This is a genomic window from Clostridium sp. UBA4395 (assembly GCF_002390995.1).
Lineage (GTDB): Bacteria > Bacillota > Clostridia > Clostridiales > Clostridiaceae > Clostridium_J > Clostridium_J sulfidigenes.
Genome location: NZ_DGRF01000057.1, coordinates 1 through 23,555 on the forward strand (window position 1 = coordinate 1; position 23,555 = coordinate 23,555).

The 23,555-nt window shown below is 30.7% G+C and carries 24 protein-coding genes; 22 read left to right on the plus strand and 2 right to left on the minus strand.

Going from position 1 to position 23,555, the window contains the following annotated elements; genetic code table 11:
- The first annotated feature begins 95 nt into the window (after positions 1–95).
- The 6 genes from B2694_RS10650 to B2694_RS10675 are packed head-to-tail and all read left to right on the plus strand — an operon-like array spanning position 96 to position 5,807.
- Positions 96–446: an Asp23/Gls24 family envelope stress response protein gene (locus B2694_RS10650; protein WP_147519512.1), complete on the plus strand. Its 351-nt coding sequence runs from the start codon at positions 96–98 to the stop codon at positions 444–446.
- 13 nt (positions 447–459) lie between these two features.
- Positions 460–2,106 carry a DAK2 domain-containing protein gene (locus B2694_RS10655; protein ID WP_346885721.1) on the plus strand — a complete coding sequence of 549 codons (1,647 nt, stop codon included), beginning with the start codon at positions 460–462 and terminating at the stop codon, positions 2,104–2,106.
- A 46-nt stretch (positions 2,107–2,152) separates the two neighbouring features.
- On the plus strand, positions 2,153–4,186 hold the full coding sequence (recG, locus tag B2694_RS10660) for an ATP-dependent DNA helicase RecG (protein ID WP_346885722.1): 2,034 nt from the start codon (positions 2,153–2,155) through the stop codon (positions 4,184–4,186).
- A gap of 17 nt (positions 4,187–4,203) precedes the next feature.
- Positions 4,204–4,758, plus strand: coding sequence for a 16S rRNA (guanine(966)-N(2))-methyltransferase RsmD (rsmD, locus tag B2694_RS10665; RefSeq protein ID WP_346885723.1), 555 nt, complete (start codon positions 4,204–4,206; stop codon positions 4,756–4,758).
- A 3-nt stretch (positions 4,759–4,761) separates the two neighbouring features.
- A complete protein-coding gene (gene coaD, locus B2694_RS10670) occupies positions 4,762–5,256 on the plus strand; it encodes a pantetheine-phosphate adenylyltransferase (protein ID WP_035132727.1) in 495 nt (164 codons plus the stop codon).
- Complete coding sequence (locus B2694_RS10675) at positions 5,256–5,807, plus strand: ATP synthase F0 subunit B (RefSeq protein ID WP_346885724.1); 552 nt, start codon at positions 5,256–5,258, stop codon at positions 5,805–5,807. The genes coaD and B2694_RS10675 overlap by 1 nt, the downstream gene beginning before the upstream one ends.
- Here the strand turns inward: B2694_RS10675 and ylbJ are convergent.
- Entirely contained in the window at positions 5,804–6,982 is a 1,179-nt protein-coding gene (gene ylbJ, locus B2694_RS10680) for a sporulation integral membrane protein YlbJ (protein WP_346885725.1), read from the minus strand. The two genes, B2694_RS10675 and ylbJ, sit on opposite strands and share 4 nt — an antisense overlap.
- A gap of 166 nt (positions 6,983–7,148) precedes the next feature.
- The gene (locus B2694_RS10685; RefSeq protein WP_346885726.1) at positions 7,149–8,369 is read right to left on the minus strand and encodes a nucleotidyltransferase; all 1,221 of its coding nucleotides are present in this window, start codon (positions 8,367–8,369) and stop codon (positions 7,149–7,151) included.
- Positions 8,370–8,545: 176 nt separating this feature from the next.
- Here B2694_RS10685 and pta point away from each other — a divergent pair, with 176 nt between their 5' ends.
- From pta to trmD, 16 genes are all read left to right on the plus strand, one after another.
- Positions 8,546–9,547 (plus strand): phosphate acetyltransferase, encoded by a 1,002-nt coding sequence (pta, locus tag B2694_RS10690; RefSeq protein ID WP_346885727.1) that lies wholly within the window; start codon positions 8,546–8,548, stop codon positions 9,545–9,547.
- A gap of 86 nt (positions 9,548–9,633) precedes the next feature.
- Positions 9,634–10,830, plus strand: coding sequence for an acetate kinase (locus B2694_RS10695; protein ID WP_346885728.1), 1,197 nt, complete (start codon positions 9,634–9,636; stop codon positions 10,828–10,830).
- A 243-nt stretch (positions 10,831–11,073) separates the two neighbouring features.
- A complete protein-coding gene (locus tag B2694_RS10700; protein WP_346885729.1) occupies positions 11,074–11,574 on the plus strand; it encodes a DUF177 domain-containing protein in 501 nt (166 codons plus the stop codon).
- 2 nt (positions 11,575–11,576) lie between these two features.
- Complete coding sequence (gene rpmF / locus B2694_RS10705; RefSeq protein ID WP_035132741.1) at positions 11,577–11,759, plus strand: 50S ribosomal protein L32; 183 nt, start codon at positions 11,577–11,579, stop codon at positions 11,757–11,759.
- Positions 11,760–11,859: 100 nt separating this feature from the next.
- Positions 11,860–12,852, plus strand: coding sequence for a phosphate acyltransferase PlsX (plsX, locus tag B2694_RS10710; RefSeq protein WP_346885735.1), 993 nt, complete (start codon positions 11,860–11,862; stop codon positions 12,850–12,852).
- A 139-nt stretch (positions 12,853–12,991) separates the two neighbouring features.
- Complete coding sequence (gene acpP / locus B2694_RS10715; RefSeq protein ID WP_035132743.1) at positions 12,992–13,222, plus strand: acyl carrier protein; 231 nt, start codon at positions 12,992–12,994, stop codon at positions 13,220–13,222.
- Between the two features lie 149 nt (positions 13,223–13,371).
- Complete coding sequence (gene rnc / locus B2694_RS10720; RefSeq protein WP_346885730.1) at positions 13,372–14,070, plus strand: ribonuclease III; 699 nt, start codon at positions 13,372–13,374, stop codon at positions 14,068–14,070.
- Complete coding sequence (locus B2694_RS10725) at positions 14,063–15,148, plus strand: elongator complex protein 3 (RefSeq protein WP_346885731.1); 1,086 nt, start codon at positions 14,063–14,065, stop codon at positions 15,146–15,148. Before rnc ends, B2694_RS10725 begins: the two co-directional genes overlap by 8 nt.
- A 217-nt stretch (positions 15,149–15,365) precedes the next feature.
- The gene (gene smc / locus B2694_RS10730) at positions 15,366–18,923 is read left to right on the plus strand and encodes a chromosome segregation protein SMC (protein ID WP_346885732.1); all 3,558 of its coding nucleotides are present in this window, start codon (positions 15,366–15,368) and stop codon (positions 18,921–18,923) included.
- 11 nt (positions 18,924–18,934) lie between these two features.
- The gene (gene ftsY, locus B2694_RS10735) at positions 18,935–19,846 is read left to right on the plus strand and encodes a signal recognition particle-docking protein FtsY (protein WP_346848354.1); all 912 of its coding nucleotides are present in this window, start codon (positions 18,935–18,937) and stop codon (positions 19,844–19,846) included.
- Positions 19,847–19,916: 70 nt separating this feature from the next.
- Positions 19,917–20,264, plus strand: coding sequence for a putative DNA-binding protein (locus B2694_RS10740; RefSeq protein ID WP_346885733.1), 348 nt, complete (start codon positions 19,917–19,919; stop codon positions 20,262–20,264).
- 11 nt (positions 20,265–20,275) lie between these two features.
- Positions 20,276–21,637 carry a signal recognition particle protein gene (gene ffh, locus B2694_RS10745; protein ID WP_035132755.1) on the plus strand — a complete coding sequence of 454 codons (1,362 nt, stop codon included), beginning with the start codon at positions 20,276–20,278 and terminating at the stop codon, positions 21,635–21,637.
- A 39-nt stretch (positions 21,638–21,676) separates the two neighbouring features.
- Entirely contained in the window at positions 21,677–21,919 is a 243-nt protein-coding gene (rpsP, locus tag B2694_RS10750; protein ID WP_035132758.1) for a 30S ribosomal protein S16, read from the plus strand.
- A gap of 29 nt (positions 21,920–21,948) precedes the next feature.
- Positions 21,949–22,176 (plus strand): KH domain-containing protein, encoded by a 228-nt coding sequence (locus B2694_RS10755; protein ID WP_035132761.1) that lies wholly within the window; start codon positions 21,949–21,951, stop codon positions 22,174–22,176.
- Positions 22,177–22,313: 137 nt separating this feature from the next.
- Positions 22,314–22,811, plus strand: coding sequence for a ribosome maturation factor RimM (gene rimM, locus B2694_RS10760; protein ID WP_346876462.1), 498 nt, complete (start codon positions 22,314–22,316; stop codon positions 22,809–22,811).
- On the plus strand, positions 22,811–23,536 hold the full coding sequence (gene trmD, locus B2694_RS10765; RefSeq protein ID WP_346885734.1) for a tRNA (guanosine(37)-N1)-methyltransferase TrmD: 726 nt from the start codon (positions 22,811–22,813) through the stop codon (positions 23,534–23,536). The genes rimM and trmD overlap by 1 nt, the downstream gene beginning before the upstream one ends.
- Positions 23,537–23,555 lie beyond the last annotated feature (19 nt).

Here is a 23,555-nt window from a genome sequence, read left to right on the forward strand (position 1 = left end):
ACTTCACGTACTAAACTTCTGATAATTATATTAGTTGAATTAAATCTTAAGTTAATATAAAATGTTTATAAGGTATAATTAAGGAGGAATTGATTATGAAAGCTAATATAACAACTGAAATAGGAAACATATACTATTCTGAAGATGTAATAGCTAATATAGCAGGTGTATCAACCATGGAATGCTATGGAGTTGTTGGCATGGCTTTAAAGAATGCTAAGGATGGTTTATGGGAATTATTAAAAGCTGAAAACCTAGCAAAAGGAGTTAAAATAACTCAAAAAGAGAATGCTATAGCTATAGAACTATATATAATTGTTGAATATGGAACTAAAATTGCAGTAATCGCTAATAATATAATACAAACAGTTAGATACAATTTAGAAAATCTTACAGGTGTTAAGGTTTCTCAAGTTACTGTTAATATTCAAGGCATTAGAGTTTAAGGGGGAACATAAAGTGGCATATACACAGATTAATGGACGTGATTTTTCAAATATGATAAAAAGTGCTTCAAATGCATTAGAGAAGCAGAAAGAATATGTAAACTCCTTGAATGTATTCCCAGTACCTGATGGAGATACAGGAACAAATATGTCTTTAACCTTTAAGGCTGCAGCTAGAGAAATAGAAGGTTTAGAGAATAAGGGTATAGGAGAAGTATCTAAGAGGTTAGCTAAGGGTGCTTTAATGGGAGCTAGAGGAAACTCTGGAGTTATTCTTTCTCAGATTCTAAGAGGTATGGCAAAGGGACTTGAAAATACAGAGGAGGCAACTATAGAGGAAGTTAAGAATTCTTTTGTAGAAGGCTCAAATTTTGCTTATAAAGCAGTTATGAGACCAACAGAAGGAACAATTTTAACTATAATTAGAGCGGCGGGAGAAGCTGCTATATGCAGTGAAGCAGAAAATATAGTTGAATTATTTGAAGAAGTATGTGAAGAAAGTAAAAAGATGCTTGATAAGACTCCAGAAATGTTACCACAGTTAAAACAAGCTAAGGTAGTAGATGCTGGTGGAATGGGATTATTAATAATATTAAGAGGTATGTTAGAAGTTCTAAAAAATAAAGGTGAAGTTTCATTAATTAATGATTTAGAAGGTGAATCAGAAAATAATTATGATATTCCAGAGTTAAACATGGCTCCGGAAGATATTAAATTTGGGTACTGCACAGAGTTTATCATACTTAATGAAGTAAAAGATATACCAAAATTTAAAGATTTCCTTGAATCTCAAGGTGATTCATTAGTTCTTGTAGGATTAGAGGATATAACTAAGGTTCATGTTCATACTAATGATCCAGGAGCAGTTTTATCTAAAGCAGTAACCTTTGGAGATCTTTCAAAAATTAAAATTGAAAATATGAGAGAACAACACAGATCTTTATTAGGAATAGATGAAAGTAGCAATGATGCAGTAGTGGAAGAAGTAAAAGAGGATCCTAAAGCTTATGGATTCGTAACTGTAGCTAGAGGTAACGGGATATCTTCAATATTTAAAGATCTTGGCGTAGATCAGGTTATTGAAGGTGGTCAGACTATGAATCCTAGTACAGAGGATATAGTTAATAGTATCAATAAAATTAATGCTGGGGTAGTATTTGTTCTTCCAAATAATAAAAATATAATAATGGCAGCTACACAAGCTGTAGATTTAATAGAAGATAAAAAGGTTATAGTGATTCCAACAAAAACTATCCCTCAAGGAATTACAGCTATAACTATGTTTAATCCAGATGGCTCTTCAGGAGATAATGAAGCAGCTATGAATGAAACTATAGAAACTGTTACTTCTGGTTCTGTAACCTATGCGGTTAAGGATACCGAAGATAATGGTAGGTATATTAAAGAGGGAGATATTCTAGGATTATTAGAAGGAAAAATAAGTGAAATAGGTCAAGATGTATATGCTGTATGTAAAAAGCTTATAGAAAACATGGTAAATGAAGATAGCGAGCTTATTACTATATTCTATGGTGAAGACTGTGAAGAGGATAAGGTTAACCAGTTGGTATCAGAATTAGAAGAAGCATATCCAGACATGGATGTTCAATGTTTTAATGGTGAGCAACCATTATACTATTTTATTACATCAGTAGAATAAAAGCCTTAGGGCTTTTTTTCTATGTTAGCCATATGGAGTTGATAAGGTGAATATTTATAGTAGTGTTACGGCAATTAAAGGTGTAGGGCCTAAAATGGCTGAGAAATTGAGTAAATGTGGAATATATAGTATTTTAGATTTATTGTTATACTTTCCAAGGGATTATGAGAGTATCTTTATTGTTGAAGATTTAGATGAAGTGGATTCTAAGGGGAAGATAATTTTAGAGGTTGGAGTGGAGAGAATTTTACCTGACATAAGGACAAAAACAGGCAAAATACTTACAACCATTAGATTTATTCATAAGGGAAGATTGGTTAAGGGAATATGGTTTAATCAGCCCTATGTGAAAAGTAGTTTTAGAATTGGCAGTAGATATGTTATAAGTGGAATTATAGAGAAACAAGGTAGAGATTTTATAATTAAAAATGGAACCATAATGAGGAATACTACTACAGAGAGTACAGATATTATGGCAAGATATCCCTTAAGGGACGATATTTCTAATACTTTTTTAAATAAAATTGTTACAGAAACTTTAAACACAGTAAAAATAAAAGAAAATTTACCAAAGTCAATTTTGGATGAACATGATTTTATGTCTTTGGATAGTGCTATAAGAAATATACATAATCCTAAAAGTTTAAAGTTATTAGAAGAGGCAAGAAAAAGATTAAAGTTTCAAGAGTTATTTACATACTCTTTAAAGCTTATGGCCTTAAAAAATAGAAGTATTAATTCTAAGGGAATCTCCTTTTCCATATCGAAGAATCTGAAAGATTTAAAGGATAAGTTGCCTTTTCAGTTAACAGATGCACAAACTAGAACTGTTAGAGAAATATTAAGAGATCAAAAGAAACCTAGTCCTATGAATAGATTAGTTCAAGGAGATGTAGGTAGTGGCAAGACTATAGTTGCTTTTATTGCCCTTTTTAATGTTATTATGAATGGATATCAAGGTGCCATGATGGCGCCTACAGAAATATTGGCAAAACAGCATTACTACGAGGCAGAAAAAGTCTTTAAGGATTTTAATATTACCATAGAATTACTAACAGGTAGTACCACAGAAAAAAATAAAAACCTTATAAAAGAAAAGTTATTAAAAGGTGAGATAGACTTAATAATAGGTACTCATGCTTTGATAGAAGATAATGTCCAGTTTAAAAACTTAGGACTTATAATAACTGATGAACAGCATAGATTTGGTGTTGGTCAAAGAACTAGATTTGGAAATAAGCGTGAAGATATTGATGTACTTGTAATGAGTGCTACACCTATTCCAAGGACTTTATGTTTATATCTTTATGGAGATTTAGAAGTATCTATAATAGATACCTTACCACCAGGGCGAAAACCCATTGATACCTATTATTTATCTACTCAGGAAAAGGGGAGAATATATAACTTTGCTTTAGAGGAGATAAAAAAAGGAAGGCAGATTTATGTAGTTTGTCCATTGGTTGAAGAAAATGAAGATATGAAATTAAGTTCTGTAACAGCATTATATGAAGAACTAAAAAAAACTTACTTTAAAAGTATGGAAATCGCCATTCTTCATGGTAAAATGAGTAATAAAGACAAAAATTTAATTATGAGTGAATTTAAAGAAGGAAACATTAAGGTGTTAATATCCACTACGGTTATTGAAGTAGGTGTAAATGTACCTAATGCAACGGTTATGATTATAGAAAATGCAGAGCGGTTTGGATTATCTCAATTGCATCAGTTAAGGGGAAGAGTTGGAAGAGGATCTCATAAATCTTATTGTGTTCTTGTAGCTAATATAAAAAGTGAAACAACTAAAAAGAGAATGGACATAATGAAAAATAGTAATGATGGTTTTTATATAGCGGAACAAGATTTAAAATTAAGAGGAAGTGGAGAAATGTTTGGACTTAGACAATCTGGTGAAAATGGATTAATTCTTAGTGATTTATCAGAGGATTTTCAACTATTTAAAATAGCAAATAAGGAAGCTAAGAAATTTATTAATAACAAGGATGAAGAAAACAAAAGAATACTTAAAGAAATAATGATTAACTTAGAGAAAAGCACTAGTTATATTTGCTTTAACTAAGGTCAAAGGAGATAAAAATGAGAGTGATTGCAGGAAAAGCTAAAGGAAGAAAGTTACTATCACCAGAGGGGATGGGCACTAGACCTACTCTAGATAGAGTTAAAGAATCAATTTTCAGCATAATACAAAATAAAGTAAGAGGCAGTATAGTTTTAGATCAATTTTCTGGTACAGGAAGCCTAGGTTTAGAGGCTGCAAGTAGAGGAGCTAAAGAGTGTCATTTAATAGACATGGGAGACGTAACTTATAAATATTTAAAAGAAAATATTAAAAATTTAAAATTTGAAGATTTCTGTACATCTTATAAAGGTGATTCATACAAATACTTAGAGGAGTTTGGGAGAATAGGAAAGGTATTTGATTTAATATTTATAGACCCACCTTATGCAAAAGATATGATTCCACCAGCTCTAGAACTTATTAAAAAACATAATTTACTACAAAGAGATGGCTTTATTGTAACGAAAATAGATTCAGGTGAAGAAATTTGTGAAGGTTATGAAGACATTGTTTTAATAGACCAAAGAAAATACGGAAACACCACTGTATGTTTCTATGAATTTAAGGAGTAAAAAATGATTAAAGCAGTTTATCCAGGCAGTTTTGACCCAATAACAAATGGTCACTTAGATATTATAAAAAGATGTTCATACGTATTTGATCAGGTTACAGTAGCTGTATTACTAAATCCTAACAAAAGTGGATGGTTTAGCATTGAAGAAAGAATTGATCAAATTGAGAGAGTGGTTAAAGCTTTACCAAATGTAAAAGTAAAAAGTTTTACAGGTCTTTTAGTGGATTTTATGGAAGCAGAAGACAGTGATGTAATGGTTAAGGGACTTAGATCTATGTCAGACTTTGATTATGAGTTTCAAATGGCACTAATGAATAAAAAGCTTGATAAAACAAAAGAAACTATGTTTATGATGACCAACTCTAAGTACTCTTATCTTAGCTCATCAGCTATAAAGCAAGTGGCTTTATTTAAGGGACACTTGGATGGATTAATTCCAAAAGAGTTAGAAAATGAAATTAGAGAGAGAGCTAAAAGTTTTGAGGGGGAATTATAGTGAAGGTATTAGAACTATTAGATTATCTACAACAAACTATTGACATGTCACCAAAGAATTTAGTAGGTAAAGTATCTATTAATAAAAAAGAAGTCTTAAGAACTCTTAATGAAATGAGAAAATTGCTACCAGATGAATTTGAAGAAGCTAAAAATTTAATGAATCGTAAAGAAATAATTTTAGACGAAGCAAGAAGTGAAGCAGAACGTATTATTCAGGATAGTAGAAAAAGAGCACAACAAGAATATGAAAACTGTGATGTGTTAGTAGCTGCTAAAAAAGAGGCAGAAGAAATATTAGAAAGTGCTAATGAGGAAGCTAAAAAAATTAAAGGTGAAGCTAATAAGCAAGCTAAGGATTTAAAATTTGGAGTTATGAATTATGCAGACAGCACTTTAAGCAATTTACAAAAGGATATAGACATTATAGGAGAAGCGTCTTTAAAAGTTATACAAAATGAAATGGAAGAAATGCTTGTAAAATTATATAAAGAGATTTCTTCCACTACATCTAAGGTAAGAGAAAATATTAAAGAATTAGGAAATGACTAAAAACAATCTCGTAACTTTTTAAATATTACAGGGATAGAAAATATAAATATTAGTAGGACCAAAAACCCTGGTTTAGATGATAGCATAGTATTGTTTATGAAAAAAGTTTCCTGATTAACTAGAGAAAATGGTAGCTTTAAAAATAACAATGTTATCAAGGTGCATATTATTCCCTGAACAACTTTTAGAAATATATATTTTTTCATTGATACCTTATATTTGTAAACAAATGAGTATACTTGGAAGGTTATAGATAACCCACTAAAACCTATTAAAAAGCTACATATAAGAATTTTAATATTTAGAGTTAAGGGGCTTGTAGCTACAATGTTACATCCATTTGTAATTTCTATAAATCCAAGGAAGATTCCATTAAGTAGATTGTAATTAATAATACCAGAACTACATAAAGAAATAAGGGCAGTGTGATATATTCCACTGCTTTTTATTATGTTTATAATTACAGAAAAAATAACTACAAAACTACCTATTGATAAGCAGGTTTTGGTAGCATCTTCAAGAGCATTTTTCATGGCTACCCCGAAGTTAGGGTTTTCTTTTATCTGTGTAGCAGCAACAGAAGAATTGCTATATATAGTATATTTATTAGTCTTTTTAGTAGGTAATATTAACCCCATAACAATACAAGATAAAGCATTAGAAATAAGAAGGATATAACCTAAAAATGCACTATGGAGCATTGTAGTACCAACAGCACCTATAATAAACAGAGGGCTTCCATTGGTGGCTATATTTAAAAGCCTTTCAAAAGTTGGTTTATCAATAACCTTCCTTTCATAGAGTTCACAAGCATATCTGGATCCAAGAGGATATCCACAAAACAAACTAGCTAAAATAACTACACTACACTCCTTTGGTAGTCTTAAAGGGGTACATAGTAATTTACCTAAAAACTTTGAATAAATTTCTATACCCTCAAAAGAAAAAATTAAGTTAACTATGACCAAGAAGGGGAATAGTGATGGAAAAACCGAGTAAAAAAACAGTTTAGCTCCATTTATAGTAAAGGCTATGCAATCTTTAGGATTTAGTATGATATAAATAATTAAGAGAGAAAATAATGTTGTAAGCAGAAGATTTTTTGATGATTTTCTAAATAATAAATATATTAAAAATATAATAAGCGCAATTACAATAAAAAATAATGCCTTCATTTAAATAATCCTTTTAAATTGATATACTTAAATATATTTTTTATCTTGGGAATATATGATAACAAAATATAGGTAAAATAAAATCTTCAAGGTACTCTCAAAACAATTCACTAAAAAATAATCTAAGATTTAGGTTGTTTTAGTATGGTTCCTTGAAGAATTATGTTTATAATATAATCGGACTTTGTAGATAATCTTCCATAGCACTTATGGAAGGATTTAGAATACTATAGCCACTAGTGCATTGTAAATCTAATTTTAAAGTAGGGTTTATATCCTTTGGTAGTTTTGAATATATTGGTATAGAAGAATTGTTCTTCATTGATTTTAATGCCATAGCTCCATGTTTAGTGAAGCCCAAAATACGAGCATATGGGCAAGGTTCTTTACGCATTTCTAAGGTATTGTATTCATAAAAGCCTAGAAAATACTGACATAGTATTCTACTAATTCTAGTATAGGTATATCGTTTACTTTTTATCATTTCAATACAATGTTCATAATCTTTAGCGTCTTTTATGGTAGTTAATATCTTATTATGGAGACCTTCAGAAGCGTCCGGAATTGATTCGAAAAAGTTGGTTTTGCTAGTTATAGCCTTATACTTTATATATGGATACATCATGTAATCAAAGGGGAAATTATAATTTTTATTTTTAAGTTCTACCATATCCTCATAAACACTAGGAGGAACATGAGATATTAATTCTTCCATTGAAGTATTTGATTTCAAGGATTTTCTAATAGCAGTAGCACTTGAGAAGATATTATTTAAATTGGTACTATTGTAATTTCCACCTTCCCTTTTTATGGTATAGGGTACAATATTACTATGAAGTTTTTTCATGCTCTTAAGATATTCAACACCTAAAATATTATTAGAAGAATTTAGATAATCAGCTAAGTCTTTTTCATTATAGTAATTTTTTTTATTTAAATAATGAATTAAAGCTGAAGAACGAGCCTTTGGAAAAGGTAATCCTCTATCTAATTCTTCTTTCAACAAGGACTTGAATAAAGGAGGTTCTTCTACTAGTAGATCAGATACTTCTTTAAGAAAGTCTATATCACCTGCTTCACTTCCAAAGCAAATTGAATCTACTATTCCTAGACTATTAAGAAGACTTACGGAACCATAAGAAAAGAATTCCGCAGAAGATAGGCTGTATATTGCAGGGAGTTCTAAAACAATATCTACCCCATTATTTAAAGCCATTGATGTTTTTTTCCATTTATCTACTATAGAAGGAATACCTCTTTGATTAAAGTTTCCACTCATTACTGCAATAATTAAATCACTATTAGTCAATTCTTTTGTTTTATTTATATGAAAAAGGTGTCCATTGTGAAGAGGATTATATTCCACAATAATTCCTGATATTTTCATTAAAATTACCTCCTGTACTCATATAACCATAGATTATATCAAAAAAATGTTAATTAGCATAGCCTAATTATTAAATGAAGTCAAAAAAATTCAATATAGAGGTTGAAAAATATATATGAAAAGGGGTATAGTAATAAGGGATATTTAGAATATTTTTACTGAAAGGGGTAAGAAAAATGAGTTTTACACAAAAGGTATGGAAATTAGCACAACAAGAGATGAAGACAATAGTACTTCCAGAAGGTGAAGAAGAAAGAAATTTAAAGGCTTCAGAAATTATCCATAAAAATAAAATAGCTAAAGTTATATTAGTAGGTAGCCAGGATAAAATTAAGGAAAATGCTAAGAATTTCGGGGTAAATATTGAGGGAATTGAAATTGTAGATCCTGAAGTATCACCTAAGACTGCAGAGTATGCAAAAGCATTTTATGAACTTAGAAAAAATAAGGGTGTTACAGAGGAAAAAGCATTACAAACAGTTAAAGACCCAGTTTATTATGGAACAATGATGGTTAAACTAGAAGATGCCCATGGATTAGTTTCAGGAGCAGTACATAGCACAGGGGACTTATTACGTCCAGGACTTCAAATTATAAAAACAGCTCCAGGAATAAAAGTTGTTTCAAGTTTCTTCGTTATGGAACTTGAAAATTCTCCATATGGAGATAAGGGTACTCTATTATTTGGAGATTGTGCAGTTAATCCTAATCCAACATCAGAAGAACTTGCATCAATAGCTATAAGTACAGCAGAAAATGCAAAGACTCTATGTGGAATAGATCCAAAGGTTGCAATGTTATCTTTCTCAACTATGGGAAGTGCTAAACATGAAAATGTAAATAAGGTTGTTGAAGCTACAAGAATGGCAAAAGAAGCTAGACCGGATCTTGCAATAGATGGAGAATTACAATTAGATGCAGCTATAGTTGATAAAGTAGCAAGTCTTAAAGCACCAAATAGTACAGTAGCAGGAAATTCTAATGTTTTAATATTTCCAGATTTACAAGCAGGAAATATTGGATATAAATTAGTTCAAAGATTTGCAGGAGCTGAAGCTATAGGTCCAGTATGTCAAGGGTTTGCAAAACCAATAAATGACCTTTCAAGAGGATGTAGTGTAGATGATATAGTAAATGTTGTAGCAATTACAGCAGTGCAAGCACAAAATAACAAATAAATATTATATTGATTTAATTAAAAATATATTGTAATCTAATATAATGATATATTAATATATTACAAATGCGTCAGGAGGAAATGAGAATGAAAGTATTAGTAATAAACTGTGGAAGTTCTTCATTAAAGTACCAATTAATAAACATGGAAACAGAAGAGAGTTTAGCACAAGGATTAGTTGAAAGAATAGGAATTGAAGGTTCAATTTTAACTCAAAAGGTTCCAGGAAGAGATAAATATATAATAGAGCAACCAATGGCTGACCATAAAGATGCAATAAAATTAGTTTTAGGTGCATTAGTAGATGGTAACCATGGAGTTATTTCTTCAATGGATGAAATATCAGCAGTAGGACACAGAGTTGTTCATGGTGGAGAAAAATATTCAGAATCTGTAGTAATTGATGATGCAGTTATGGAAAGTTTAGAAGAGTGTGTAAAACTTGCACCACTTCATAATCCAGCAAACATAATTGGAATTAATGCTTGCAAGAGCTTAATGCCAAACACTCCAATGGTTGCAGTATTTGATACAGCATTCCATCAAACAATGCCAAAAACTGCTTATATGTACCCACTACCATATGAGCTATACACTAAGTATGGAATAAGAAAATATGGTTTCCACGGAACATCACATAAATATGTATCAGCAGAATGTGCTAAATTAATGGGCAAAGACATAAAAGATGTTAAAATCATCACTTGTCATCTTGGAAACGGAGCTAGCTTAGCTGCTATAAAAGATGGCCATTGTGTAGATACAAGTATGGGATTCACTCCACTTGAAGGAATAGCAATGGGAACTAGATGCGGAAACATTGACCCTGCTATAGTTACATTCTTAATGAATGAAGGAAAAATGACAGCTAAAGAAGTTGATAATTTAATGAACAAACAATCAGGAGTTCTTGGATTATCAGGAGTAAGTAGTGACTTTAGAGATATAGAAGATGCTGCTAAAGAAGGAAATGAAAGAGCTATTCTTGCTTTAAATGTATATAACTACAGAGTAAGAGAAATGATCGGTGCTTATGCTGCAGCAATGGGCGGAGTAGATGCAGTTGTATTTACAGCAGGACTTGGAGAGAATGCTATAGAAACTAGAGCAGAAATTTGCAAAGGCTTAGAATTCTTAGGTATTGAAATAGATGATGCTAAGAATAATGTTAGAGGAAAATCTACAGAAGTAAGCAAAGATGGAGCTAAAGTAAAAGTATTTGTTATTCCTACAAATGAAGAGTTAGTAATAGCAAGAGATACTAAAGAACTTACTTCAAAATAGTAAAAATATTTATGTGCTTGAGTAAAAAATTAGCTTTTTATCTTAAGGAAAAAATATACATGTGTAAATTACCTTGACTTTTATCGGTATAATTTATATAATAACTTGTGTTTGAATGATATATTTAATTAACTTAAGGAGGGAAGTTGGAGCTTTACTCAAGCTATGCATTTTGCATTATATATAACTAGTCTTAGTTATATGAGGAAAAACAGGTATATTATGTTTTTTCAGAGTGTTGTTATGATTATAAACTTTAAAGATTTAAATGATAAGAACTATGAGAGAAAGAATATAGATATCGAAATTGAGAAAAATAAGTTTTACGATGGTAGTGAAATGGTAAAATACTCCAAGCCTATTAAGTTTAATGGGTTTTTGCGTCGCAAAAAGGAAGTTATAGAACTTATTGGTGACGTAGATACTGAAGTATTATTAAATTGTTCTAGATGTGCAAAAGCTTTTTCTTATGAAGTTAAGGTGCACATAGAAGAAGAAATATCAAACACTGATGATTGTGAGATTATCTCAACCAATACTGAGAATATAGATATTTATGAAATTATTGAAAACAGTATTCTCCTTGAATTACCTGTTAAAAGGTTATGTAAAGAGGATTGCAAAGGCTTATGCCAGACTTGTGGGAAAGATTTAAATTTAGGACAATGTTCTTGTACTGATTTTTATGTAGACCCTAGACTTGAAAAGCTATCACAAATGTTTTCTAACCATAAGGAGGTGTAATAATGGGAAATCCAGCTAGAAAATTTTCAAAAGCAAGAAGAGATTCAAGAAGAGCTCAAACTTTTAAACTTGGTTTACCAGGAATAGTAGAGTGTCCTCAATGCCACGAAATGAAGCTTGCTCACAGAGTTTGTAAGAACTGTGGTTACTACAAGAATAGAGAAGTTGTTTCAACTGAGGAATAAAAAGAAAGTCGATAGACTTTCTTTTTATTTTTATGTGGAAATTTAAATGAAAAAAATATATAATGTATTTAAATATTTTAAAATCATGAAAGGAGTTACTATGAAGGTTGTAGTTGATGGAATGGGTGGAGATAATTCACCTGAGGCTATAGTAGAAGGTTGTGTTCTTGCACAAAAAGAATATGATATAGATATAATAATTACAGGTCAAGAAGATCTTATAAAAAAAGAATTAGAAAAATATGAATATACCAAAGGAAGAATAACTATTTTAAGTACTACTGAAATTATTTCAACTAATGAAGCACCAGTAAAAGCTCTAAAGACTAAGAAGGATTCATCTCTTGTTAAAGCTTTAGAATTAGTTAAGAATAAGGAAGTAGATGCCATTGTATCTGCTGGAAGTACAGGAGCCTTCTTAGCAGGCTGTACTCTTATTGTAAAGAGGATTAAAGGGATAAGTAGACCGGCACTAGCACCAGTTATGCCAGGTAAAAATGGTCCATTTATGATAATAGATGTAGGAGCTAATGCAGATTGTAAACCCCATTATTTAACTCAGTTTGCTCAAATGGGTAAGGTATACTTTGAAAGTGTATTATCTGTTGAAAATCCTACTGTAGGCCTTATAAATATAGGATCAGAGGAAGAAAAGGGAAATGAATTAACCAAGGAAGCTTATCAACTTTTAAAACAAGAGAATTTAAATTTTATAGGAAATATAGAGCCGAGAGAAATTCCTAAAGGAGAGGTAAATGTCCTTGTTTGTGATGGTTTTGTAGGTAATACAGTATTAAAGATGTATGAAGGCGTTGCAGAAACCATTCTAAGTGAGCTTAAAAATGAAATAATGAGTTCCACAACAACAAAAATAGGTGGACTATTATTAAAGCCTGTATTTAAGAGATTTAAAAAGCACTATGACTATAAAGAATACGGTGGAGCTGCATTTTTAGGGGTTGATGGTATTTGCATAAAAGCTCATGGAAGCTCCGATGCCAAGGCTTTAAAAAATGCAATAAAACTTTCTAAAACCTATTATGATACAAAAGTATTAGATAAAGTTAAAGATGCTTTTAAAGAAGAAAAATAAAAAAATTAAAATAAGTGAATAAAATTTTGTAGGTTTAGTATATTATAATATAGTATTTGAAAATAAACAGTTGATTATTATCCAATATGCTATTATATTAAATAGTGATATTATATTCAATTTTTAGGAGGTATATAAAATGTTTGAAAAGATAAGAGCAAAAATCGCGGAGCAACTAAGCATAGATGAAAATGATATAACTATGGACTCTGGATTTGTTGATGATTTAGGAGCGGACTCATTGGACTTAGTTGAGTTAATTATGGCCCTTGAAGAGGAATTTGACATGGAAATCCCTGATGAAGATGCAGAAAAAATAACTAGTGTTGGAGATGTAGTTGACTACATAAAAGCACGAGTAGAAGAATAATGTCAGCAGGTTCCGTAGAAATGCGGAACCTTATTTTTAGATTTATTCTTGAATTTATCCACTTGAGTTTATTTACTTGAATAATAATATTAAGTTAGTAAGTTATTTAGATAAATTGAAGAATAAACCTTGGCGAAAGAGGTAAAAAGATGAAAATATTAAAAAGTACATTAGAATTAAAAAATAAATTAGGTATTGACTTTAAAGATTTAACTTTATTACAAACAGCAATAACTCATAGTTCTTACGCTAATGAAAGAAATGCTGCCTTCAATGAACGATTAGAGTTTTTAGGAGATACGGTTTTAGAATTAATTATATCTGAATATTTATTTACTAATCACATAGATGAAACAGAAGGATACCTCACTAAGGTAAGAGCTTTAATTGTATGTGAAAATTCTTTATTTGAAATAGCTAAGAAGTGGGAACTAGGAAAATACATTTATATGAGTAAAGGTGAAGAATTAACCGGTGGTAGAACTAGAGTATCAATTTTAGCTGATGCTGTAGAAGCTATTATTGCCGCAGTATACTTAGATGAAGGACTTTTAGTAACTAAGGAATTTGTCCTTAAAAACTTTAACTCAATTATTATTAAAGCAGTTAAAAATGAGATAATTTTAGACTATAAGACAAAGCTTCAAGAAATATTACAAAAGAATGGAGATGTAGATATTTCTTATTCTCTTATTAATTTTGAAGGACCACCTCATAGAAGAGAATTTTTTGTGAAGGTTTTGATTAATGGAGAAGCTAAAGGAAGTGGCGCAGGGTATAGTAAGAAAGAAGCTGAACAAATGGCCGCTAGGGAAGTTTTAATTAAGAGGGGGGATATTAGTGAGTAAAAATCATTATATTATACCTATATTTGTGCCTCATATAGGGTGTCCTCATACTTGCGTATTTTGTAATCAGGATAGTATTACAGGAGATGCAGGGTCATCAGGTAGCGCAGGAAATGTAGACGGTGCTTATGTAAAAAAAACCATAGAGGACTATTTAGAAACTATAGATAGTAGTGATGCTATAATTGAGGTATCATTTTTCGGTGGTACTTTTACAGGAATTAATATGTGCATCCAAAGAGAACTATTATCAGTAGCTCAAAACTATAAAAAAATAGGAAAGATTAAATTTATAAGATTGTCCACAAGACCAGATTATATAGACCAAGAGATTTTAGACCACCTAAAAAGCTTTGATGTAGATATTATAGAATTAGGAGTTCAATCTTTAGATGAAGAAGTTTTACATAAATCAGGAAGAGGGCATAGTTCAGAAGATGTGGAGACGGCGTCGAAATTAATAAAAGAATATGGATTTACCTTAGGACATCAAATCATGCTAGGACTCCCAGGAGATACAAGAGAGAAGGATATTGAAACTACAAGAAAAAGTATTTCTATGAATCCAGATATCTGTAGGATATATCCATCCCTAGTTATTAAGGAAACTCCTATGGAAAAGCTCTTAAGGGAAGGCCTATATAAACCATATACTTTAGAGGAAGCTGTAGATATAAGTAAGATAGTCTATGGAATGATGGAGGGTAATGATATAAAGGTTATCCGAATTGGACTTCAACCTACAGAGGAGATTAGTGCTGATGGTGATGTGGTAGATGGACCTTTTCATCCTGCTTTTAGAGAGCTGGTGGAGAGTAGTGTCTACTGTGATATGATTTATGATTACTATAAAGATAAAGAAATGGATAAGTACAAAATATATATAAATCCCAAAGATATATCTAAGCTTTATTCTAATAAAAAGCAATATTTTAATCTGCTTCTAAAAAAATTAAAGAGTAAAGAAATATTTGTAACTCAAGAAAGAAATATAGGAAAGTCTTCCATAGGGTTTTATAATGGTACAAAGTTAGATATAATTAATCAGAAGGATTATTTGAAACTTAAATATCAATAAAACTTTTGATTATATAGGCTAAAGTAAATATATATTTTAAAGTATCCTAGGAAGATTACAGGATATTTTCTTTAAATTAAAGTTAGGAGTGGATTTTATGAGGATGACTAAGAAAAAAAGAGAAAAGTATATAAAAATAATAACTACTTGTATATGCATTGCTATGGCTGCAGTACTTATTTTACCTATAATCTTAGGAGCTTAGGAGTGTGAATAGATGTTCTTAAAATCTATCGAAATAAGAGGATTCAAATCCTTCGCAGATAAGACAGAACTTACATTTAAAAAGGGTGTAACTGTAGTTGTAGGTCCCAATGGAAGTGGAAAAAGTAATATCTCTGATGCTGTAAGGTGGGTGCTGGGTGAACAAAGTATTAGGAATCTTAGAGGAGATAAAATGGAAGATGTAATCTTTGCAGGTACTCAATATAGAAAACCTGTAGGGCTTGCTCAAGTTTCTCTTACTTTAGATAATAGCGATTCCGACTTAGATATAGCCTATTCTCAGGTAACCGTTGCAAGAAGATTATATAGATCAGGTGAAAGTGAGTATTTAATAAATAATACTGTGTGTAGATTAAAAGATGTACAAGCTTTATTTATGGATACAGGTATAGGTAAGGAAGGATATTCCTTAATAGGACAAGGTAAAATTGATGCAATTTTAAGTGCTAAGTCAGAGGATAGAAGAAAGTTATTAGAAGAAGCCGCAGGTATAGTAAAATATAAAACAAGAAAAGAAGAGGCTGAGAAGAAACTAGATAACACGGAGCAAAATCTTATTAGAATAAATGATATTATTTCTACCTATGAAGAAAGGCTTCCATCCTTAGAAGAAGATTGTGAAAAAGCCAAAATATTTTTGGAAGCTTCTGAAGAGATAAAAGTAAAGGAAGTTAATATAATCATAGATTTTTTGGAAAAAACTAAAATTAACATAGATAGATACAACAACACAATAAATGCTGTAACTACAGATATAGAAACCTTGAAGAAAGAAAAATATGAATTAAAACTAGCTTATGAAAATAATAATGAAGAGTTAGAAGCTTTAAATAATATTTTAGAAGAGAAGAAAAAGATTTATTATGAAAGTCAAAATAAACATCAAGGAGTAATTGGAGAAGTTAAACTCTTTGAAGAAAAAATATTACATTTAGAAGACAGTATAAATAGATTAAACAGTGAAATACTGCAAAAAAATCAATATCTTGAAGAGGCATATTTGAAAATAGAAAATCAAAGAAAGAGCATTGCTGCCTTAAAAGAAGAAGAATTAGACATAAATAATAAAATAGAAAAAAAACAATTAGAATTAACAAATGTATTAAATAGTGTAACTAGTGATAATAATAAATTAAAGGAATTAGAAGAGATAAAATTTAAGTATTATCATAATGTTAATTCTAAAACTAGTGAAATAGATATTTTAAAAAATAATATCGAAATTAGTAGTGGAAATGTAGAAAACTTAATATTAGATGTTCAAACTTTTAAAAATTCTATATTAATAAATAACAAGACCAAGAATCATTTAATAGAAGAAGAGAATAAGGCTAGTATTAATATTGAGAAATATGAAGAGGAAGTTAAGGAAAATAGAAAAAAACTATCTAAGTGTAAGCATGACTTAGAGATCTTAGAAAAAAAATTAAAAGCAATATTGAGAGAGCAAGGAAATAAAGAAGCTAGGCTAAATGCTTTGGTAACTTTAGAGAATTCCTATGAAGGATATAATAGATCTGTAAAACTTTTAATGCAACACATAGAGAATAGTAAAGATTATAAAGCAAATGAGGATTGCTATGTACTTGGAGATATAATAAAGGTTCCAGAGCGGTTTGAAAGAGCAATAGAGATTGCTATGGGAGCTAGCATATCTAATATTGTCACCAAGGATGAACACATAGCAAAAAATCTTATTAATTACTTGAAAAGTAGTAAAATAGGAAGAGCAACCTTTATGCCTATAAATATAGTAAAGGGTAAGAACCTAGTGGTAGATAAAACTGTAAGGGATACTAAGGGGTATATAGGCATAGCTAGTGAACTTATAGAATTTGAAGATAAATTTAAGGGTGTAATCGATCAGGTTTTAGGCAAAACTCTTGTATGTGATACTATGGATAATGGACTACATATATCTAAAGTTTGTGGCTATAAATATAGAATTGTTACCTTAGATGGAGAAGTCTTTAATCCAGGGGGATCACTAACGGGAGGAAGTTATTCTAAAAATGCTAACGTAATTGGTAGAAAGAGAGAAATTGAAAAATTAACTGAGGAAGTAGAAGAAAGTCACGGAGTAGTTGCTCTTAAAAATGAAGAAATAACATCAGTTAATGTTAAGATTAAAGAACTAGATGATAGAGGTCTTAACTTAAGAGATGAAATACATTACGAGAGTATTAATATAACAAAGATTAAGGGTGAAATATCTAGGGTTACTGAAGAGGAACTAAGAAACAAAAGAGAACTTCAAAAAGCTAGCGAAAATCTGGGTAAGGAAGAGGAGAAAATTAAAGCCTTAAAAGCTAAATTAACTTTTTCAGAGCAGGAATTAACTGAGCTTAAAGATAAAGTAATAGAATTAGAAAGTCAATATGATGAGCATAACAATAAAACTAAAGGCAAAAATTTGTATATAGATGCCATTAAAGATGAATTAACCTCTATAAAAATAAATAAAGCAAAGCTTTTAGAAGTTATAAGTAATAATATTCAAGAATTAGATAGGATGACCCAGGCAGTAGATATTGAGAAAAGGCTAATTGAAAGCAATTTGAAAAATATAGAAACATCCACTTTAGCTAAGGAAGAATATAGAATAAACATATCTAAAAGTACTGAAAATACTAAGGAAATTATTAAGTTACTTAAGGAGTTAGAGCAGTTTTTTGAAGAAACCCAAGTAGAAAAGTTAAAGATAAAAGATAAAATTCCAGTTATAACTTCAAAAATTGAAGATATTGATTTACAATTAGATAAACTAGAAAAAGAAATTCATAAAAACCAGATTTCTTTGGCTAAAATTGAATCAGAAGAAGAAGTTCTATTGAAAAAGCTTAATGAAGAGTATAATCTTACCTTTGCAGAAGGATTAAGTTTTAAGCTAGAGGGTTATGATATAGCTATATTAAAGAATGAAGTTGCAGAATTGAAAAAGAGAATAACTGCTCTTGGAGTAGTTAACCTAGGAGCCATAGAAGAATTTAAAGAAGTAAATGAAAAGTATACTTTTATGAGCACACAGAGGGAAGATTTAGTTAAGTCTAAGGAAGAAATAATTGAATTCATAGGCGAGATAACTGAAAAGATGAGAGATGTGTTTATGGAGAATTTTAAGCAGCTCAGGATTTACTTCAATGAGACTTTTAAGGAGTTATTTAAGGGTGGAAGTGCTGATTTAAGTCTTCAAGGTGATGATGAGCTAACCTGTAAGATTGAAATAGATGTAGAGCCACCAGGAAAAAAACTTCAAAATATAAATCTACTTTCAGGAGGAGAGAAGGTTTTATCAGCCATTGCACTACTATTTGCAATACTAAAGATGAAGCCAACTCCATTCTGCATACTAGATGAGATTGAGGCAGCGTTAGATGATGCTAATGTACTTAGATATGGAGAATTTTTAAAAAAATTCTCTGAGAACATACAATTCATAGTAATAACTCACAGAAAAGGAACCATGGAAACCAGTGATATGATTTATGGAGTTACTATGGAAGAAAAGGGTGTATCTAAGGTAGTATCCATGGAATTTAATAAGGAATAAGGAGGATTAATATGTTTGGAGGATTTTTTGATAAGTTAAAACAGGGGCTTAGCAAAACTAGAAATACTATAAATGATGCAGTGACTCAAGTATTAAAACTTGCAGTTACAATAGATGATGATTTATATGAAGAACTAGAAGAAGTATTAATAACTAGCGATATAGGGGTAGAAACCTCGGTAGAAATTATTGAAAGGCTTAGAAAAAAGGTTGTTTCTGAAAGAATCAATGATACTGAAGAGATACTTCCAGCTATGAAATCTATAATTATGGATATGCTAGGAGACTATGAAACCTCAATAATACCTGAATCAACACCAGAAGTAAGATTAGTCATTGGTGTTAATGGAGTAGGAAAAACTACATCAATTGGAAAAATGGCTGCTAGAATAAAAAATAATAATTATAAGGTTTTATTAGCAGCAGCAGATACTTTTAGAGCGGCAGCTATAGATCAATTAGAAGTTTGGAGTAATAGAGCTAATGTGGATCTGATAAAACATCAAGAAGGTTCAGATCCAGCAGCTGTTATATACGATGCAGTACAGGCTGCAAAGGCTAGAAAAGTTGATGTGTTAATTTGTGATACTGCAGGTAGACTTCATAATAAGAAAAATCTTATGGATGAACTTGGAAAAATCAATAGAGTTATCGATAGAGAGTATGGAGAAGCTAAAAAGGAAACTTTACTAGTTTTAGATGCTACTACTGGACAAAATGCAGTTATTCAAGCAAAACAATTTATGGAGGTATGTCCTATAGATGGTATAATTCTAACAAAGCTAGATGGTACAGCTAAGGGTGGTATAGTTATCTCTATAAAACATACTTTAAATATTCCAGTTAGATATATAGGAGTAGGGGAAGGTATAGATGATCTTCAAGAATTTAATTCTAGAGATTTTGTAGAAGCTTTATTTTAACTGTTAAGTAAAAATACTTGACAGCTTAAAATTAATTTGTTAATATAAGTTTTGTGAGTTGGGTGATTATATGGAAAAAAGAGTTGAAATATCAATTTTACTAGATTTTTATAACTCATTACTTACTGATAAACAAAGAGATATTATGGATTTATATTATAATAATGACTTATCTCTATCAGAAATAGCAGAAGTTAATAATACTAGTAGGCAAGCAATTCATGACTTAATTAAAAGATGTGGTAATCTTTTAGAAGAGTATGAAAGTAAACTTCACTTAATGAAAAAAACCTTAGCTATAGAAAACTCTAAGACTGAAATTATTAACAAATTAATAGAATTAAAAGGTACTACTTCTGAAGAAAATATAAAAAAAGAAATAGACCATATAATTAAAGATATAGAAGAGAATGTATAGGAGGTTTTCATATGGCTTTTGAAGGACTATCTTCCAAATTACAAGAGACCATAAAAAAGCTAAAGGGTAAAGGTAAGCTTTCAGAGAAAGATATTAAAGAGGCTATGAGAGAAGTAAAACTTGCTCTTTTAGAAGCGGATGTAAATTATAAAGTTGTTAAAAACTTTGTAAAGTCTGTCAGTGAAAAATGTCTTGGTGATCAAGTTATGGAAAGTTTAACACCAGGTCAGCAAGTAGTTAAAATAGTTAATGAAGAATTAACTGAATTAATGGGAACCACTGAAAAGAAAATAGAATTTGTCAACAATGGAATAACAATGATAATGTTAGTTGGTCTCCAAGGTGCAGGTAAAACAACCATGGCAGGAAAGCTGGCTCTAAATCTTAGAAAAAGCAATAAAAAGCCATTACTAGTAGCCTGTGACGTTTATAGACCAGCAGCTATAAAACAACTACAAGTTGTAGGAAAGTCAATAGATGTACCTGTATTCACCATGGGAGATAAAAATAGCCCAGTAGATATTTCAAAAGCTTCCATTGAACATGCTAAGAGCATTGGAGCTAATGTAGTTATTGTGGATACAGCAGGAAGACTTCACATAGATGAAGCGCTAATGGGAGAACTTGAAGATATAAAAGCTTCAATAAATCCATCAGAAATTTTATTAGTTGTAGATGCTATGACAGGTCAAGATGCAGTAAATGTAGCTGAAACCTTTAATAATACACTAGATATTACAGGAGTTATCGTTACCAAGTTGGATGGTGATACCAGAGGTGGTGCTGCACTATCAATTAAGGCAATCACTGAAAAGCCTATAAAATATGTAGGTATGGGAGAGAAGATGACAGATTTAGAAATCTTCCACCCGGAGAGAATGGCATCAAGAATACTTGGTATGGGAGATGTACTTTCTTTAATTGAGAAAGCTCAATCAGCTATCGATGAGAAGAAAGCTACAGAACTCGGTAACAGAATGATGAATCAAGAATTCAATCTTGAGGACTTTTTAGAGACTATGAATCAAATGAAAAATTTAGGACCTATGGGCAAGTTGGTTGAAATGATTCCAGGCTTTAATGCAAAGGAATTAAAAGGCGTAGACTTTTCACAAAGTGAAAAGGCCATGGGAAAGATGGAAGCAATAATACATTCCATGACTGCCAAGGAAAGAAAAAATCCAAGTATAGTATCTTCTTCACCATCTAGAAAGAAGAGAATAGCCGATGGTTCAGGTTCTAACATTCAAGCAGTGAATAAACTTTTAAAAGACTTCGAGATGATGAAAAAAATGATGAAACAGATGAAGGGCATGGGAGGCAAGGCTGGTAAATTTGGTAAAAAAGGCTTGTTTGGAAAATTACCTTTCTAAGTTCAAATACACATAACCTTTGAAGGAGGTGAAAATATAATGGCAGTAAAAATAAGATTAAGAAGAATGGGTGCTAAAAAAGCTCCTTTCTACAGAATAGTTGTTGCTGATTCAAGATCTCCAAGAGATGGAAGATTTGTTGAAGAGATTGGATACTACAATCCAACTACAGAGCCAGTAACTGTTAAAATCGATGAAGAGAAAGCAGTTAAATGGGTAAAAAATGGAGCTCAACCAACAGACACAGTTAAAAGACTTTTCAACAATGCAGGAATAAAATAGGAAAGTTTAATTGATTGGAGGCGCAATCCATGAAAGAATTACTTACAATTATTGCAAGGTCATTAGTTGATAACCCTGATTCAGTGCAAGTAAATGAAATTGCTGGAGAGCATTCTATAATTTTAGAATTAAAGGTTGCTGAAGAAGATATGGGGAAAGTAATTGGAAAACAGGGAAGAATAGCTAAGTCTATTAGAACTGTTGTTAAAGCAGCAGCGATTAAAGAAAATAAAAGAGTTGTTGTAGAAATAATATAAGAGTTAGGAATACCTAGCTCTTATTTTTTTATATATTGTAGTTGACAAGAATTACAAAGAATTATTATAATAAACAGAGTTTATGAAAATTTTTTATGTTAATAATATTAAGTAATTAAGTAGTGAGGAGATATATGATGAGGGAATTGATGAGCGTTGGGCAGATAACTAAGCCCCATGGAGTAAGAGGAGAAGTTAAGGTACTTTCTCTAACAGATAGCTTAGAAAGATTTAGAGACTTAGATAAGGTATACATAGATGATAAAGAAATAAAAATTACATCAGTTAAGCTTCAAAAGGATAGAGCTATATTAAAAATAGAAGGAATTGACTCTATTGAAGAAGCCGAAATTTATAGAAATAAATATCTTCAAGTAAAAAGAGAAGATGCTATAAAATTACCAGAGGGTAGCTACTATGTTGCAGATTTAATGGATTGTTATGTTTATGATACAGATGGAGAAGAATTAGGGAAAGTATATGATGTTATTGCAACGGGAAGTAATGATGTATATTGGATTAAATCAGAAGGAAAAGAAGACGTGTTAGTTCCTGCTTTAAAGACAATTGTAGAAGAAGTAGATATAGAAAATAATAAAATTGTAATAAAACCAGTGAAGGTATGGTCTGAATAATGAAGATAGATATATTAACTTTATTCCCAGAGATGTTTCAGGTATTTAATCATAGTATCATAGGAAATGCTATGGAAAAAGGAATATTATCTATAAATACTACTAATATAAGAGACTTCTCTACTAATAAACATAAAAAGGTTGATGATTACCCTTATGGAGGTGGAGCAGGTATGGTGATGACCCCAGAACCCATTGTGAACTCCATAAAACATCTAAGAGAAAATAATAAAGGAAAAGTTATATTTTTAGGTCCTAGAGGTAAGACTTTAAGTCAAGAGTTGTGTAAAGAACTTGCAAAAGAGGAGGAGTTAATATTTTTATGTGGTCATTACGAAGGTATAGATGAGCGAGTATATAAATATATAGATATGGAAATTTCTCTAGGGGATTTTGTTTTAACAGGGGGAGAAATGGCTTGCATACCTGTAGTTGATAGTATTGCTAGAATGATACCGGGAGTTCTATCCTGTAATGAGAGTTATGAAGAAGAATCCTTTTATGAAGGATTATTAGAATATCCTCAATATACAAGACCTCTTTCCTTTGAAGGAGATGAAGTTCCAGAGGTATTAATATCTGGACATCACGAAAATGTAAGAAAGTGGCGAAGGCTTAAATCATTACTGATTACAAAGGAGAGAAGAAGGGACTTATATAAAAATGTAGAACTGACTAAAGAAGATAAAAAGCTGCTGGAGAATCATCATAAAAAGGATAAATAATATGTCAACGATTTTTGAC

Bases quoted from the DNA above. Each gene is read 5' to 3' on its own strand.
- rpsP (WP_035132758.1), top strand. From the start codon at position 21,677: ATGGCAGTAAAAATAAGATTAAGAAGAATGGGTGCTAAAAAAGCTCCT.
- B2694_RS10740 (WP_346885733.1), top strand. From the start codon at position 19,917: ATGGAAAAAAGAGTTGAAATATCAATTTTACTAGATTTTTATAACTCA.
- B2694_RS10650 (WP_147519512.1), top strand. From the start codon at position 96: ATGAAAGCTAATATAACAACTGAAATAGGAAACATATACTATTCTGAA.
- ftsY (WP_346848354.1), top strand. From the start codon at position 18,935: ATGTTTGGAGGATTTTTTGATAAGTTAAAACAGGGGCTTAGCAAAACT.
- ffh (WP_035132755.1), top strand. From the start codon at position 20,276: ATGGCTTTTGAAGGACTATCTTCCAAATTACAAGAGACCATAAAAAAG.
- coaD (WP_035132727.1), top strand. From the start codon at position 4,762: ATGATTAAAGCAGTTTATCCAGGCAGTTTTGACCCAATAACAAATGGT.
- rimM (WP_346876462.1), top strand. From the start codon at position 22,314: ATGAGGGAATTGATGAGCGTTGGGCAGATAACTAAGCCCCATGGAGTA.
- trmD (WP_346885734.1), top strand. From the start codon at position 22,811: ATGAAGATAGATATATTAACTTTATTCCCAGAGATGTTTCAGGTATTT.
- rsmD (WP_346885723.1), top strand. From the start codon at position 4,204: ATGAGAGTGATTGCAGGAAAAGCTAAAGGAAGAAAGTTACTATCACCA.
- rnc (WP_346885730.1), top strand. From the start codon at position 13,372: ATGAAAATATTAAAAAGTACATTAGAATTAAAAAATAAATTAGGTATT.
- ylbJ (WP_346885725.1), bottom strand. From the start codon at position 6,982: ATGAAGGCATTATTTTTTATTGTAATTGCGCTTATTATATTTTTAATA.
- acpP (WP_035132743.1), top strand. From the start codon at position 12,992: ATGTTTGAAAAGATAAGAGCAAAAATCGCGGAGCAACTAAGCATAGAT.
- rpmF (WP_035132741.1), top strand. From the start codon at position 11,577: ATGGGAAATCCAGCTAGAAAATTTTCAAAAGCAAGAAGAGATTCAAGA.
- B2694_RS10695 (WP_346885728.1), top strand. From the start codon at position 9,634: ATGAAAGTATTAGTAATAAACTGTGGAAGTTCTTCATTAAAGTACCAA.
- B2694_RS10700 (WP_346885729.1), top strand. From the start codon at position 11,074: ATGATTATAAACTTTAAAGATTTAAATGATAAGAACTATGAGAGAAAG.
- B2694_RS10685 (WP_346885726.1), bottom strand. From the start codon at position 8,369: ATGAAAATATCAGGAATTATTGTGGAATATAATCCTCTTCACAATGGA.
- plsX (WP_346885735.1), top strand. From the start codon at position 11,860: ATGAAGGTTGTAGTTGATGGAATGGGTGGAGATAATTCACCTGAGGCT.
- B2694_RS10755 (WP_035132761.1), top strand. From the start codon at position 21,949: ATGAAAGAATTACTTACAATTATTGCAAGGTCATTAGTTGATAACCCT.
- smc (WP_346885732.1), top strand. From the start codon at position 15,366: ATGTTCTTAAAATCTATCGAAATAAGAGGATTCAAATCCTTCGCAGAT.
- pta (WP_346885727.1), top strand. From the start codon at position 8,546: ATGAGTTTTACACAAAAGGTATGGAAATTAGCACAACAAGAGATGAAG.